This window comes from Halomonas sp. QHL1 (genome assembly GCF_001882345.1).
Lineage (GTDB): Bacteria > Pseudomonadota > Gammaproteobacteria > Pseudomonadales > Halomonadaceae > Vreelandella.
Genome location: NZ_MINL01000001.1, coordinates 3,180,126 through 3,192,889 on the forward strand (window position 1 = coordinate 3,180,126; position 12,764 = coordinate 3,192,889).

Sequence of the window (12,764 nt, forward strand, 5' to 3'; positions counted from 1 at the left end):
GCGTCGTTGTTGAAAGGGCCTGGTTATTCAAATAAGCCATGCAAAAAAGTCGTTAACAAAAACGGGCACCCTAAGGTGCCCGCGTTCGAGTAGAACGTTGCTTTAGCGCTCAGCCGCCTAGCTGTTTCTCTTTGAGTTCCGCCAGGGTTTTGCAATCCACGCAAAGAGTGGCGGTGGGGCGAGCTTCTAAACGTCGAATGCCGATTTCAACGCCGCAGGCTTCGCAGAAGCCGTAATCGTCATCATCGATGTTATCTAGCGTCTCGTTAATTTTCTTGAGCAGCTTACGCTCGCGATCCCGGGTGCGCAGTTCCAGGCTAAAGCCCTCTTCCTGGGTAGCACGGTCGGCGGGGTCGGCGTAGTTGTTCGCATCTTCTTGAAGGTGGCGTACGGTACGATCCACCTCTTCCATGAGATCCTGTTTCCAATCCAGCAGCAGCTGACGGAAGTGCGCTAGCTGCTGCTCGTTCATATACTCTTCACCCGGCGCCGGCTCATACGGGGTGAAGGACTTGGACGCTTCCGTTTTCTTTTCTGCTACTGGCATGGGACTGCCCCTTACATATGTGACTACTGATCGACCATGAGCGATTGTCACGATCTCACGCCAAAGGGATGCTTGTTTAGCTGAAAAATGACTGGGTTGCAAGCATAATGGAGAGCTCTCTACGATAGTTTGGCCTTGAATATGACTAGCGCCATGTTTTAGTTAGTTTTTCAATATTTGTCCAGTTTCAAAAATGATTAGATGAAGGAGCCGTTATGGCCTGGAATTCGCGTGTCGATCACGTTGCCCCTTTTCGGGTCATGCATTTGCTGGAAATGGCCCAGGCGCGGGAAGCCGCAGGCCACGATGTGATTCATCTGGAAGTAGGCGAGCCGGATTTTGCTACCCCCGAGCCCATTATAGCTGCCGGGCAGCAGGCGTTGGCTAATGGCCATACCCGCTATACCCCAGCGGCGGGGCTGCCTGCGCTGCGCGAGGCGATCGCCGGGCACTACGCTGAGCACTTTAACGCTACGGTTGATCCAGCGCGGATTTTGGTAACCCCAGGAGCGTCAGGGGCACTGCTGCTGGCGAGCCAGTTATTAGTCGAAAGTGGCTCGCGGGTGCTGATGGCTGACCCTAACTACCCCTGCAACCGTCACTTTATGGCCCTCGCGGGCGCTGAGATCGATGCAATCTCCGTGGGGCGTGAGAGCGGCTGGCAGTTGGACGCTGCCCTGGTCGAGGAGCATTGGCGTGAGGATACGAGCCTTGCGATGTTGGCGTCGCCCTCCAACCCCACCGGCCACACATTGAGCGCTCAGCAGCTTTCCGCCGTGCTTGATGCAGTTGCTGAACGTGAAGGCGAAGTGGTCGTCGATGAGATCTATCAGGGCCTTAACTACGACGATGCGCCGCTGTCGGCAACGTCGCTCTCAGCCAACGCCTTTGTGGTCAACAGCTTCTCAAAATATTTTGGCATGACCGGCTGGCGCTTGGGCTGGCTGGTGGCGCCCGAGCATGCAGTGGAGCCATTAACGCGACTGGCGCAGAATATGTTCCTAGCCGCGCCGACGCCGTCGCAGCATGCTGCCTTGGCAGCATTTACGCCTGAATGCCGTGCCATTCTCGAGCAGCGCCGTGAGACCCTGAAAGAGCGTCGTCAGGTGCTGCTGGAGGGCCTTGCCGACTTGGGGCTGGCGCCGGATCTACCGCCCCAAGGGGCGTTTTATTTATGGCTGGATATCTCCCGCTACAGCCGTGATAGCCAATCCTTCTGTGAGCGCCTGCTGCTGGAAGAGAACGTAGCGATTACCCCGGGTATCGATTTTGCCGTGCGTGGCGGCGAACACCATGTGCGCATTGCGTTTACCAATGATGTGGCCCGCCTGGAAGAGGCAGTGGCGCGGATTACACGCTTTGTGGTCAAGCTGTGATGCTAGTCTATCCGGTGCTGGTACCGGGCACGCTGATCAAACGTTATAAGCGCTTTCTAGCCGATGTGCGTTTGGATGATGGTCGCGAAGTGGTGGCTCACTGCCCCAATACCGGCTCGATGAAGGCGGTGAACGTGCCAGGGTGCCGAGTGTGGCTGTCACCCAGCGATAACCCCAAGCGCAAGCTGGCCTGGACCTGGGAGTTTATCGAGCTTCCACAAGCTGATGGACAGGTAGCGCTCGCCTCGGTGCATACCGGTCGCGCTAACCGGATTGTTGAAGCGGCGCTGGAGGCGGGTACGTTGGCACCGTTGGCAGACTACGCCACTCTGCGCCGGGAGGTGAAAGTGGCCGATGCCCGCCTGGATTTTAGGCTAGATGACCCAGAGCGGGGGCGGGCGTATATCGAGGTGAAGCAGGTCACCCTGAAAGAGGAGGATGGTCATGGCTACTTTCCGGACTCGGTAAGCGTGCGCGGTACCAAGCATCTGCATTCGCTGCGTGTACTGGCAGAGCAGGGCGAACGGGCAGTGCTGCTGTTTTGTGTCGCCCATGAAGACATTGCTGACGTGGCCGCTGCTGCACATATCGACGCGACTTACGCAGCAGCCCTGGCGGAGGCCACGGCCAGCGGGGTGGAAGTGCTGGCCTATGGTATTGAGGTGGTGCGGGAGCAAGAGCGCCCCATTGGAGTGCAGTTAACCCGCAGCCTGCCTGTACGGTTGTAGATAGGGCTTAGAAACAGGGCTTAGCGATCAATATAAAAACGCTGAATAAAGTTCACCGGCTCGGGGGCGGCGTTGCGGTCGTAGCGCACGCTTAGCTCAAAGCGCATGCTTTCATCTTCGCGCATGGTAAAAGGTGCTAGGTGGTAGGTCGCATCGCCGTCATGCACGGTGCGAAAGCTGAGCGACTCCTGAACGCCCGTCAAGCCGCTAACGTGACCCTGCACGCTGGCGTTAACAGGACGAGTACTGCCATCGTCCTGGCGCTCGCGAACGCTAACATTGACCAGTCCGCGGTTTGCACTGCGCTGGAGGTTGTTCGCCTGGGCCACTTCCGGGGTCAAAAAGCTGCTGTTCACCGCGCTGTAGTGAATCTCGTAATCGTCCACGCTGACGAACTGCTCAGCGTTGGCCCCAGCGGCGGCGAAGAGCGTGCCGACAAGGGCGGCACCGATCATTAATCTGCGTAACATGGCGTGGCTCCTTGGATGATCGATAAGTTGAATGTTTAAGCCTAGCGTCGGCGAACGCGGAAAATGGCAATTTCACCAAAGAGATTGGGCCAAAGCCGCGATTTCCAGTGGCCTTGATGATCTCCCACGCCCACCGCGCGATCAACAATCATCAGACCCTTCTCGCGGCACAGGTGCTCAAAGTCGTTGAACGTTGAGAGGTGGATGTTGGGCGTGTCGTACCAAGCGTGGGGCAGCGATTTGGATACCGGCATATAGCCGCGGAGACCCAAATGAACACGGTGACGCCAATAGGCGAAGTTGGGGAAGGTAATGATGCCCTCTTCGGCGACGCGCAGCATTTCATCGAGCATCTTGTCTGGACGGCGTAGCGCCTGTAGCGCCTGGGTCATGATCACCTGATCATAACTGTTATCGCAGAAGCTGCTTAAACCGTCATCCAGATTGTGCTCAATCACGCTGACGCCCCGGGCGACGCAGGCATTAATGCCGTCATGGTCGATCTCTAAGCCGTAGCCGGTCACGCCCTTATTGTTTGCCAGCGTCTCAAGCAATTCGCCGTCGCCGCAGGCGAGGTCGAGCACGTGCGCCCCTTCGGGCACCCAGTCATAAATCAGTTCAAGATCGGCGCGCATCATGGCGTCTCCTCCAGGCTCGCTTTATCTTTACCCGCTTCATCTCCGCTCGTTTCGGCGAGATTAAGCTCGCGGGCAGCGCGGCTCATAAAGGCGCTGAAGATGGCGTCGTAGCGCGGCTCTGAGAGTAAGAAAGCATCGTGCCCATGGGGTGAGTCGATGTTGGCGTAGCTAACCGCTTTGCCTGCGCGGGTGAGCGCATCGACCAGCTCGCGGGAACGCGAGGGCGGAAAGCGCCAGTCGGTGGTAAAGCTAACAATCAAAAACGGGCACTGCGCTGGGGCCAGGGCTTTGGCTAAGTCGCCTCCTTGGGTAGCAGAAGGGTCAAAGTAGTCCAACGCCTTGGTCATCAGCAGGTAGGTATTGGCATCAAAGGCCGTGGAGAAGGTATCGCCCTGATAGCGCAAGTAGGACTCCACCTGGAACTCAACGTCAAAGCCGAAGTTGAGGTCGTCGCTGCGCAGATCGCGACCAAACTTGCTGCCCATGGCGTCTTCCGACAGGTAGGTGATATGGCCCACCATGCGCGCGAGCTTTAGCCCGCGCTTGGGTACGGTGTCGTGCTCAGCGTACCAGCCGTCAAAAAACTCCGGGTCAGAGCGAATTGCCTGACGGGCTACTTCGTTAAAAGCGATATTTTGCGCCGAGAGCCGAGGCGTGGCGGCAATCACCACCGCGTTGGCCACCCGCTCCGGGTAGGTCATTGTCCACTGCATCACCTGCATGCCGCCCAGACTGCCGCCCACCGCGGCGGCCCAGCGCTCAATCCCCAGGTGGTCGGCAAGCCGCGCCTGGCTGGCCACCCAATCGCTCACCGTGACCATGGGGAACTCAGGCCCCCACTGGCGGCCGGTGTCAGGGTTGTGGCTGACCGGCCCGGTGCTGCCGTGGCAGCCCCCCAGGTTATTGAGCGACACAACAAAAAAGCGGTTGGTGTCGATCGCTTTTCCGGGGCCAATATGGGCATCCCACCAGCCGGGCTTGCGGTCTTCTTCGCTGTGATAGCCCGCGGCGTGGTGGTGACCTGAGAGCGCGTGGCAAATCAGCACAGCATTGCTGCGCTCGGCATTGAGCGTGCCGTAGGTTTCGTAAATCAGCTCGTAGGCAGGCAGCATTTTGCCGCAGGCGAGGGCGAGCGGCGTGTCGAAGCGTGCCACGTGCGGGGTGACCAGGCCGGCGGAGCCCGCCGGACGGTCTGCAAACGCAAGCGTATCTGAATCAGGCATTGAAGGCGCTAGTCCTGCTGAAAGAGTGCGACTGAATTAGATCTTGGAGTACGGGGTTGGCAGTCGCCATCACAGCCCGACCAGCGCGCCGGAAATGCCCGCCGCACGAATCAGTGAGCCGACCACCAAGCCATCGATCAGATTAATGGCGATAAACACCACAATTGGCGAGAGGTCGATCATGCCCAGCGACGGGATTACTTTACGCACCGGGGCCATAATCGGCTCCACCAACTGCATAACGAGCAGTGCACCTGGGTGGCTGGCATTGGGCGCTACCCAGCTGAGGATGATCATGACAATCATGGCGAAGAAGTAGATTTTTAAAATCGCATTCGCCAAGGCGGCTACACCGGCAATCAGCAGCCCGGCAATGGGCGGCATGCCAACGCCAATCACCATAAAGATGGCGATGATGCTAACCACTTTCAATACAAAACCTGCCGCTAACGTGGCGAGGTCGAAGCGGCCAGCCACAGGGCCTAAAAAGCCTTGAAATAGACCCACTACAGGCTGGGTGATTTTGACCACCGACTGACTTAACGGGTTGTAGTAATCCGCCCGCGAGGCCTGCAGCAGGAAGCGCAGCATGAGTAAAAAGAGGTAAATATTGATTAGGGTATTTACCAGCATTAACCCTGCACTGCCCAATTCATTGCCCATTATGATGTCTCCTTGATGATTCGTAGCTTAACGGCTGCGCTAGCTGAATGGCTGTATTATTTGCCGCTCAATTCTTTGGCCATTGCCTGGGCGCGATCGGCGCAGGCCTGCATGGCGTCGGCAATTGTGGTGCGCAATTGTGCCTCTTCCATGTGGTGAATGGCACGTTCTGTGGTGCCACCCGGTGACATGACGTTCTGTTTTAGCGTGGCCGGGTCTTTATCACTTTGTTGTGCCATGGTGGCGGCACCCAGTGCGGTTTGAATAGCCAAACGGCGTGCGGTGGCGGCAGGTAGGCCGAGTTTAACTGCGGCTTCTTCCATGGCTTCGAACATCAGAAAGAAGTAGGCCGGTGCGCTGCCGGAAACAGCGGTGACGGCATCTAACAGGGCTTCTTCTTCCACCCACTCGACAATACCTACCGCCTCCATTAGCTGGGTGGCCACGTCACGCTGTGCGTCGCTGACCTTAGCATTGGCGTAGAGGCCGCTGGCGCCATAACCCACCAGCGAGGGCGTATTAGGCATGCAGCGAACCATGGCGTTTTGGCCGCCTAGCCACTGGTCGATAGTATCGGCATCTAGCCCTGCGGCAATCGAGATTACCAGCGGCTGCTGGCGCTGAACGCTGTCGCGCAGCGCTTCGCATACGCTGCGCATGATTTGCGGCTTCACCGCGAGTACCACCACATCGGCATCAGCCACCGCCGCATTGTTGTCAGTGTCGGTATTGATGCCTAAGCGCTGTTTAATTGCTGCCAGTTCGCTGTCATTCGGCGCGGTGGCGGTAATAGTAGAAGGCGCGACGCCGCTGTCGATTAGGCCGCCGATAATGGCGCTGGCCATATTGCCGGCCCCAATGAAGGTAATCTTATTCGCCATGGTAGGTGTCCCTTTAGTAAAAGTGTTCTACGTAAAAAAGTGGGCTACTTGTCGTTTAAGCCGATGGGCGAGCGCCGAAAATCGCGGTGCCCAAACGCACCAGCGTGGCGCCTTCCAGCACCGCCGCTTCTAAGTCGTCGCTCATGCCCATCGAAAGCGTATCAAGGGGCGCGTCTGGCAAACTGCTTTGTAACGCGGTGAACGCCTCGCGCAGCGCTGCCAAGGGCTGGCGCTGGGCGTCGATACCCTCTGCCGGAGCGGGGATCGCCATTAAGCCGCGCAGGCGTAGATTAGGCAGTGTGGCGACTTCTCTGGCTAATTCCTCTAATGCCTCGGGCAGCACACCGGCTTTGCTCTCTTCATGGCTGATATTAACCTGCAGGCAGATATTGAGTGGCGCAAGGTGCGTTGGGCGCTGTTCGCTAAGGCGTTTGGCTATTTTTAGCCGATCGACGCTGTGCACCCAGTCAAAGTGCTCGGCGACAGCGCGGGTCTTGTTCGACTGCAGGGGGCCAATGAAATGCCATACAATACCCTCAAGGTCAGTAAGCTCGGTCTGCTTTTCCAACGCTTCTTGCAAATAGTTTTCACCGAATTCACGCTGACCCAACTGCCAAACCTGACGAATCATCGCCGCGGGCTTGGTTTTGCTGACCGCCAGTAGCTGGGCTGCATCCTGGGTGCGCCCCGCGCTTTCTAATGCGTTACGCAGGCGTTCACGCGCCTGAGCGTATGAATGGCCGAGTGACTCGTTAAGCGCGATGTCTGTCATACTCAAGCACCTTACCGCAGCTGGGAAGAGAGATGGATATTACCGAACTGCTAGCATTCTCGGCAAAGCAGAATGCCTCTGACTTGCACCTTTCGGCCGGTTTGCCGCCCATGATACGTGTTGATGGCGACATTCGTCGGCTCAATGTGCCCGCTATCGATAATAACGATGTGCGCAAATTGATCTACGACATCATGAATGATCGCCAGCGGCGCGACTACGAAGAACACCTGGAAATTGATTTCTCCTTCGAGGTGCCGGGGGTCGCGCGCTTCCGCGTTAACGCCTTTACGCAAGCTCGCGGGGCGGGGGCGGTGTTTCGCACTATTCCTAATCAGGTGCTCTCCATGCAAACCCTGGGGCTTGGCGAGGTATTTGAGCGCCTAGCGATGTTACCGCGGGGCCTGGTGCTGGTGACTGGGCCAACGGGGTCGGGCAAGAGCACCACGTTGGCCGCGATGATCGATTACATTAACGATCATCGTTACGAGCACATTCTCACCATTGAAGATCCCGTTGAGTTTGTCCACGTCAGCAAACGCTGTTTGATTAATCAACGCGAAGTGCACCGCGACACCCATAGCTTTGCCGATGCGTTGCGAAGCGCGCTGCGTGAAGATCCTGATGTGATCCTTGTCGGGGAGCTGCGCGATCTGGAGACCATCCGTTTAGCACTGACCGCGGCTGAAACCGGTCACCTGGTGCTGGGAACGCTGCATACCACTTCTGCTGCCAAGACAATCGACCGGATCATTGATGTTTTCCCCGGCGAAGAGAAAGCTATGGTGCGTTCCATGCTATCGGAATCGCTCCAGGCAGTGGTGTCGCAATCGCTGCTTAAACGCCAGGGCGGTGGTCGCGTAGCGGCCCACGAAATCCTCATCGCCACTTCGGCGGTGCGCAATTTAATTCGCGAAGACAAAGTGGCGCAGATGTACTCGGCCATTCAGACCGGCGGCAGCCTGGGCATGCAAACCCTGGATGCCGCGCTGTCTCGGTTAGTGAAAGACGGTACCGTAAGCTTAGAAGAGGCGCAGCTGAGTGCGAAGGGAACGCTGGCGATAAAAGATGAATAAAGACAGTTCAATTCAGGCGCCGTCTGTCGAGCTTTCGCCTACTCAATGGCTGCATGAGCTGCTCGACATTATGGTTGAGCAGAACGCCTCCGATCTGCTTATCTCCGTGGGTGCGCCGCCAAGCCTAAAAATGCCCGATGGGCTGGTGCCGCTGGGGCAGCAGCGTTTAACCGCCCATCAGGTCAACGAGCTGGTCACCCACACGCTGCCGGAAGGATTGCGCGAGCGGTTTGCCAGCGAGCATGAAGCGAACTTCGCGCTGAGTCGCGAGGGAAAAGGGCGTTTTCGGGTCAGCGCGTTTCAGCAGCGCAACCAGATGGCCATGGTGGTGCGCAGCATCGCTATTGAGATTCCACGCCTAGAAGCGCTGGGCGTACCGGAACATTTGGCAGAATTAGCCCAGGCCAAGCTTGGGCTGGTACTGGTGGTGGGTGGCACGGGAACCGGGAAATCGACGACCCTGGCGGCGATGATTCAGCAGCGCAACGAGACCGTCGGCGGGCATATCATCAGTATCGAAGACCCTATTGAGTACCTGCACCCGCATAAGCGCGCCATTGTGAATCAGCGCGAAGTAGGGATTGATACCGAATCGTTTGAGGTGGCGCTAAAAAATACCCTGCGCCAGGCGCCGGATGTGATTCTGATTGGTGAAATCCGCACACGGGAAACCATGGAGCACGCGCTGACGTTTGCCGAAACCGGCCACCTGTGTCTGGCAACGCTGCACGCCAATAACGCCAATCAGGCGCTGGAGCGCATCATTCACTTCTTCCCCCATGAACGCCATGAGCAGATATGGATGGATCTTTCGTTGAATCTGCGTGCGGTCGTCGCTCAGCAACTGCTGCCCACGCTTGCGGGTGGGCGCCGTGCGGCCATTGAGATCATGCTGCAGTCGCCGCGCATTGCCGGCTTGATCCGTAATGGGGAGGTCGCCGAGATTAAAGCAGCGATGGCCAAGTCCCGCAACGCCGGGATGCAAACCTTTGATCAGGCGCTGCATGACCTGCATCAGGCCGGGCATATAAGCAGAGAGGTGGCCATGGCCCACGCCGACTCGGCTAACGACCTGCGCATGTTGCTCAACTATAGCGATGCCAAGAGACGTAACCTGTCACTAGATGAACAGGTGCCTAGTCATTTAGGTCTGCGCGATGGCGATGATTACTAAGCGTTAACTCAATATTAACTATGCAGCATAAATACCGCCTAACACCCGAAGGCCCTGCGCGCCGGTAACCGAGGGTAAGTTGCCCGGTAAATGGTGCAGGCGCTGATGAGCCAGCCAGGCAAAGGCGCCCGCTTCAATCCAGTCTTCAGGCCAGCCATACGCCGATGGCGAAGTGAGCGTGGCGCGAGGGATGTGATGGGCAAGGCGCTGCATTAAGTAGCCGTTGTGGGCACCGCCGCCAGCGGTGATCAGCGTGAGCGGGCCACTATCGATCCGGAGTTGTTCAATCCCCTGGGCGACACTGACGGCGGTGAGTTCAGCCAGCGTCGCCTGAACATCGGCGGCGGCTTCCTGACCGCTGAGATGTTTTTGAAGCCAATCCAGATGAAATAGCTCACGCCCTGTGCTTCTTGGCGGCGGCTGCTGGAAAAACGGTTCGGATAACAATCGAGCTAATAGTGCTTCATCTACCTTTCCGCTAGCGGCCCAATCGCCGTCCTGGTCAAAGCGGCCGCCCTGGTGCAAGGCAAACCAGCTATCCAATAAAACATTCGCGGGCCCGGTATCAAAACCGATCACTGGGTCGCTTGGCTGGCTAGAAAGCCAGGTGAGATTGGCAAAGCCGCCTAAATTAAGCACCAACTGATGCGCGTTTGCTCGCCCAAATAGCGCCTGATGAAACGCCGGTGCCAGCGGTGCCGCTTGACCGCCTGCGGCTAAGTCGCGGCGACGAAAATCGGCTACCACCGTGCAGTCGGTGAGTTCTGCCAGCAAGCTTGGATTATCCAACTGCAGTGTATACGCCGGGCCGTCGCCGTGGCCTGAGGGGGCATGCTCGATGGTTTGGCCGTGACTGCCGATAGCACTGATCTGTTCTATACCCACTGAAAGGGGCGCTAATAAGTGCTGCACGGCTTGGGCCTGGCATTGGCAGAACGCGTGTTCCGCTGCTGCGAGCTGGGCAAAACTGACCTGCTCTACATGACACAGCTTAAATAGTAGGCGGTGTAGCTCATCTGGCATTGGCTCGGCGTGGGTCGCTAACAGACGCGGCGGCGAATCCTTTTCGACGGCGATAAGTGCCGCATCAATACCGTCCAGACTAGTGCCGGACATTAGACCAATATAGTAAAGCGGCGGAGCGGTAGGCGTTTTCATAAGCGAACTCGTACAAAGCTGGGCTGAGACTAAACCAGGGTGAGAGCTAAACCAAGGCGAGCGAGCATGGTAACATCGTCGGCTATTTATCACCTGAGCCCGGTAAGGGCGGTTCTTTATAGTGGAGAGAGGCAATGAGTGAGGTGGATCAGGCTTTAGCGCTGCTGTCGCGGGGTACGCATGAAATCCTGGTAGAGGATGAGTTAAAAAAGAAGCTGGCTTCAGGCCGCAAACTGCGTATCAAAGCGGGTTTTGATCCCACGGCCCCTGACTTGCACCTTGGGCACAGCGTGTTGCTGACCAAAATGCGCCAGTTTCAGGATTTGGGGCATACGGTTATCTTTTTGATCGGTGACTTTACCGGGCGTATTGGAGACCCTACCGGTAAGAACGTGACGCGCAAGCCGCTCACCGAAGAGGACGTGAAAGCCAACGCCGAAACTTATAAAGAGCAGGTGTTTAAAATTCTCGACCCTGAAAAGACCGAGGTGCGCTTTAACGCCGAGTGGTTTAGCGAGCTCACCGCTGCCAAAATGATTGAGCTGGCTGCCCAAAGCACCGTCGCCCGTATGCTGGAACGGGATGACTTTGAAAAGCGCTATAAAGCCAATCAATCCATTGCTATCCACGAATTTCTCTACCCCCTGGTACAAGGCTATGACTCGGTAGCCCTTGAAGCGGATGTGGAGCTTGGCGGTACCGACCAGAAGTTCAACCTGCTGATGGGGCGTGAGATTCAAAAGCACTTCGGCCAAGAGCCCCAAGTGGTTATTACCATGCCGCTGTTGGAAGGGTTAGACGGCGTGCAGAAGATGTCTAAGTCCCTGGGCAACTACATTGGTGTCGATGAAGCGCCTGGATCCATGTTCAATAAACTGGTCTCCATGCCGGATAGCTTAATGTGGCGCTACTTTGAGCTGCTCTCTTTGAAATCGAACGAAGAGATTGATGCGCTCAAGCAGAGCGTTGAGCAGGGCGCTAATCCACGTGATGTGAAGATGGAGCTGGCGCGGGAGCTTATTGCCCGCTACCACGGTGATGAAGCCGCCGCCAATGCGCACAAGTCAGCGGGTAATCAGCTGGCCGATGGCGAACTGCCGGAAGACCTGCCGGAAGTCACGGTTGATTTTGAAGGCAACGAACATGCACCTATCGCCGCTGTTCTTAATAGAGCAGAGCTTGCAAACAACAGTGCCCAAGCCAAAGATATGCTGGGTAATGGCCGCGTTAAAGTCGATGGCGACGTCGTTGCTAAAGACACTATGCTGGCGACTGGTAAGAGCTATGTGATTCAGGCTGGCAAGAAGCGTTACGCCCGTGTGACACTTGTTTGAATTTTCTGTCAAAAAGCTCTTGCCAACTCGGCAGCGAATCCGTAAAGTACGCATCCGCTGCCGGGGACGCCTAGCGTTACCAGCGGTGTATAAGGTGTAAAAGCCTTGGTTTGTCAAACAGTTAGCGCTTTTGCAATAGCTCGCGGTTTTGGATGGTATGTGTACCACATCGAAAACAACGCCCTTGACAAACGTCAGGAAATGCGTAGAATACGCCTTCCTCGCTGCGGCAAGCCAGTTCAACGGTTAGCCAATTAAATACAGCGAAACAGCTCTTTAACAATTTGATCAGGTAATTCATGTGGGCGCTTGCTGATGTTGGTGACAAATCACCCAATATCAAGGCAAGCGACTCAAGCAATAGGGTTTTAAAGGATTCGTCCTTTGGGATCTGTTTTGAATGAATTCGTTTGAACCTTGAGCCAAGTTTGATCCGCTTTTGTTGCCTTCGGGTGACATGTAAGGATCACATAGATCTTAAACTGAAGAGTTTGATCATGGCTCAGATTGAACGCTGGCGGCAGGCCTAACACATGCAAGTCGAGCGGTAACAGATCTAGCTTGCTAGATGCTGACGAGCGGCGGACGGGTGAGTAATGCATAGGAATCTGCCCGGTAGTGGGGGATAACCTGGGGAAACCCAGGCTAATACCGCATACGTCCTACGGGAGAAAGGGGGCTTCGGCTCCCGCTTTTTGTTGCCTTCGGGTGACATGTAAGGATC

General features: G+C 56.6%; 13 protein-coding genes. 5 read left to right on the forward strand and 8 right to left on the reverse strand.

The genetic code is table 11. The features are described 5' to 3' along the window. Positions 1-109: 109 nt before the first annotated feature. Positions 110-547, reverse strand: a complete 438-nt coding sequence (gene dksA / locus QHL1GM_RS14660) for an RNA polymerase-binding protein DksA (protein ID WP_008958813.1) — start codon at positions 545-547, stop codon at positions 110-112. A gap of 215 nt (positions 548-762) precedes the next feature. Here dksA and QHL1GM_RS14665 point away from each other — a divergent pair, with 215 nt between their 5' ends. Together QHL1GM_RS14665 and sfsA are read left to right on the forward strand one after the other, a co-directional pair. Then, positions 763-1,923 (forward strand): aminotransferase class I/II-fold pyridoxal phosphate-dependent enzyme, encoded by a 1,161-nt coding sequence (locus QHL1GM_RS14665; protein WP_071695120.1) that lies wholly within the window; start codon positions 763-765, stop codon positions 1,921-1,923. Further along, complete coding sequence (gene sfsA, locus QHL1GM_RS14670) at positions 1,923-2,651, forward strand: DNA/RNA nuclease SfsA (protein WP_175540388.1); 729 nt, start codon at positions 1,923-1,925, stop codon at positions 2,649-2,651. Before QHL1GM_RS14665 ends, sfsA begins: the two co-directional genes overlap by 1 nt. A gap of 20 nt (positions 2,652-2,671) precedes the next feature. On the opposite strand, the gene QHL1GM_RS14675 is transcribed toward sfsA, so the two are convergent. The 6 genes from QHL1GM_RS14675 to QHL1GM_RS14700 all read right to left on the reverse strand — a co-directional run bounded on the left by QHL1GM_RS14675 (position 2,672) and on the right by QHL1GM_RS14700 (position 7,298). Beyond that, the gene (locus QHL1GM_RS14675) at positions 2,672-3,121 is read right to left on the reverse strand and encodes a DUF4426 domain-containing protein (RefSeq protein WP_071695122.1); all 450 of its coding nucleotides are present in this window, start codon (positions 3,119-3,121) and stop codon (positions 2,672-2,674) included. A gap of 41 nt (positions 3,122-3,162) precedes the next feature. After that, positions 3,163-3,756 carry a methionine biosynthesis protein MetW gene (gene metW, locus QHL1GM_RS14680; protein ID WP_027958266.1) on the reverse strand — a complete coding sequence of 198 codons (594 nt, stop codon included), beginning with the start codon at positions 3,754-3,756 and terminating at the stop codon, positions 3,163-3,165. Continuing rightward, positions 3,756-4,982, reverse strand: a complete 1,227-nt coding sequence (locus tag QHL1GM_RS14685; protein WP_071695123.1) for a homoserine O-acetyltransferase — start codon at positions 4,980-4,982, stop codon at positions 3,756-3,758. Before QHL1GM_RS14685 ends, metW begins: the two co-directional genes overlap by 1 nt. Positions 4,983-5,051: 69 nt before the next feature. Then, a complete protein-coding gene (locus tag QHL1GM_RS14690) occupies positions 5,052-5,645 on the reverse strand; it encodes a YggT family protein (RefSeq protein ID WP_007111803.1) in 594 nt (197 codons plus the stop codon). Between the two features lie 56 nt (positions 5,646-5,701). After that, entirely contained in the window at positions 5,702-6,526 is an 825-nt protein-coding gene (gene proC, locus QHL1GM_RS14695; protein WP_071695124.1) for a pyrroline-5-carboxylate reductase, read from the reverse strand. Positions 6,527-6,581: 55 nt separating this feature from the next. Then, entirely contained in the window at positions 6,582-7,298 is a 717-nt protein-coding gene (locus QHL1GM_RS14700; RefSeq protein ID WP_071695125.1) for a YggS family pyridoxal phosphate-dependent enzyme, read from the reverse strand. A 32-nt stretch (positions 7,299-7,330) separates the two neighbouring features. Here QHL1GM_RS14700 and QHL1GM_RS14705 point away from each other — a divergent pair, with 32 nt between their 5' ends. Together QHL1GM_RS14705 and QHL1GM_RS14710 are read left to right on the forward strand one after the other, a co-directional pair. Then, the gene (locus tag QHL1GM_RS14705) at positions 7,331-8,374 is read left to right on the forward strand and encodes a type IV pilus twitching motility protein PilT (protein ID WP_071695126.1); all 1,044 of its coding nucleotides are present in this window, start codon (positions 7,331-7,333) and stop codon (positions 8,372-8,374) included. Continuing rightward, positions 8,367-9,548, forward strand: coding sequence for a PilT/PilU family type 4a pilus ATPase (locus tag QHL1GM_RS14710; RefSeq protein ID WP_071695127.1), 1,182 nt, complete (start codon positions 8,367-8,369; stop codon positions 9,546-9,548). Before QHL1GM_RS14705 ends, QHL1GM_RS14710 begins: the two co-directional genes overlap by 8 nt. An 18-nt stretch (positions 9,549-9,566) precedes the next feature. Here the strand turns inward: QHL1GM_RS14710 and QHL1GM_RS14715 are convergent, their stop codons facing one another. Continuing rightward, a complete protein-coding gene (locus tag QHL1GM_RS14715; RefSeq protein ID WP_071695128.1) occupies positions 9,567-10,706 on the reverse strand; it encodes an anhydro-N-acetylmuramic acid kinase in 1,140 nt (379 codons plus the stop codon). A gap of 134 nt (positions 10,707-10,840) precedes the next feature. On the opposite strand from QHL1GM_RS14715, the gene tyrS reads away from it, so the two are divergent. Further along, positions 10,841-12,040 (forward strand): tyrosine--tRNA ligase, encoded by a 1,200-nt coding sequence (gene tyrS / locus QHL1GM_RS14720; protein ID WP_071695129.1) that lies wholly within the window; start codon positions 10,841-10,843, stop codon positions 12,038-12,040. The last annotated feature ends 724 nt before the right edge of the window (positions 12,041-12,764 follow it).

Coding starts and splice junctions, on each gene's coding strand:
- dksA (WP_008958813.1), bottom strand. CDS start 547: ATGCCAGTAGCAGAAAAGAAAACGGAAGCGTCCAAGTCCTTCACCCCG.
- QHL1GM_RS14665 (WP_071695120.1), top strand. CDS start 763: ATGGCCTGGAATTCGCGTGTCGATCACGTTGCCCCTTTTCGGGTCATG.
- sfsA (WP_175540388.1), top strand. CDS start 1,923: ATGCTAGTCTATCCGGTGCTGGTACCGGGCACGCTGATCAAACGTTAT.
- QHL1GM_RS14675 (WP_071695122.1), bottom strand. CDS start 3,121: ATGTTACGCAGATTAATGATCGGTGCCGCCCTTGTCGGCACGCTCTTC.
- metW (WP_027958266.1), bottom strand. CDS start 3,756: ATGCGCGCCGATCTTGAACTGATTTATGACTGGGTGCCCGAAGGGGCG.
- QHL1GM_RS14685 (WP_071695123.1), bottom strand. CDS start 4,982: ATGCCTGATTCAGATACGCTTGCGTTTGCAGACCGTCCGGCGGGCTCC.
- QHL1GM_RS14690 (WP_007111803.1), bottom strand. CDS start 5,645: ATGGGCAATGAATTGGGCAGTGCAGGGTTAATGCTGGTAAATACCCTA.
- proC (WP_071695124.1), bottom strand. CDS start 6,526: ATGGCGAATAAGATTACCTTCATTGGGGCCGGCAATATGGCCAGCGCC.
- QHL1GM_RS14700 (WP_071695125.1), bottom strand. CDS start 7,298: ATGACAGACATCGCGCTTAACGAGTCACTCGGCCATTCATACGCTCAG.
- QHL1GM_RS14705 (WP_071695126.1), top strand. CDS start 7,331: ATGGATATTACCGAACTGCTAGCATTCTCGGCAAAGCAGAATGCCTCT.
- QHL1GM_RS14710 (WP_071695127.1), top strand. CDS start 8,367: ATGAATAAAGACAGTTCAATTCAGGCGCCGTCTGTCGAGCTTTCGCCT.
- QHL1GM_RS14715 (WP_071695128.1), bottom strand. CDS start 10,706: ATGAAAACGCCTACCGCTCCGCCGCTTTACTATATTGGTCTAATGTCC.
- tyrS (WP_071695129.1), top strand. CDS start 10,841: ATGAGTGAGGTGGATCAGGCTTTAGCGCTGCTGTCGCGGGGTACGCAT.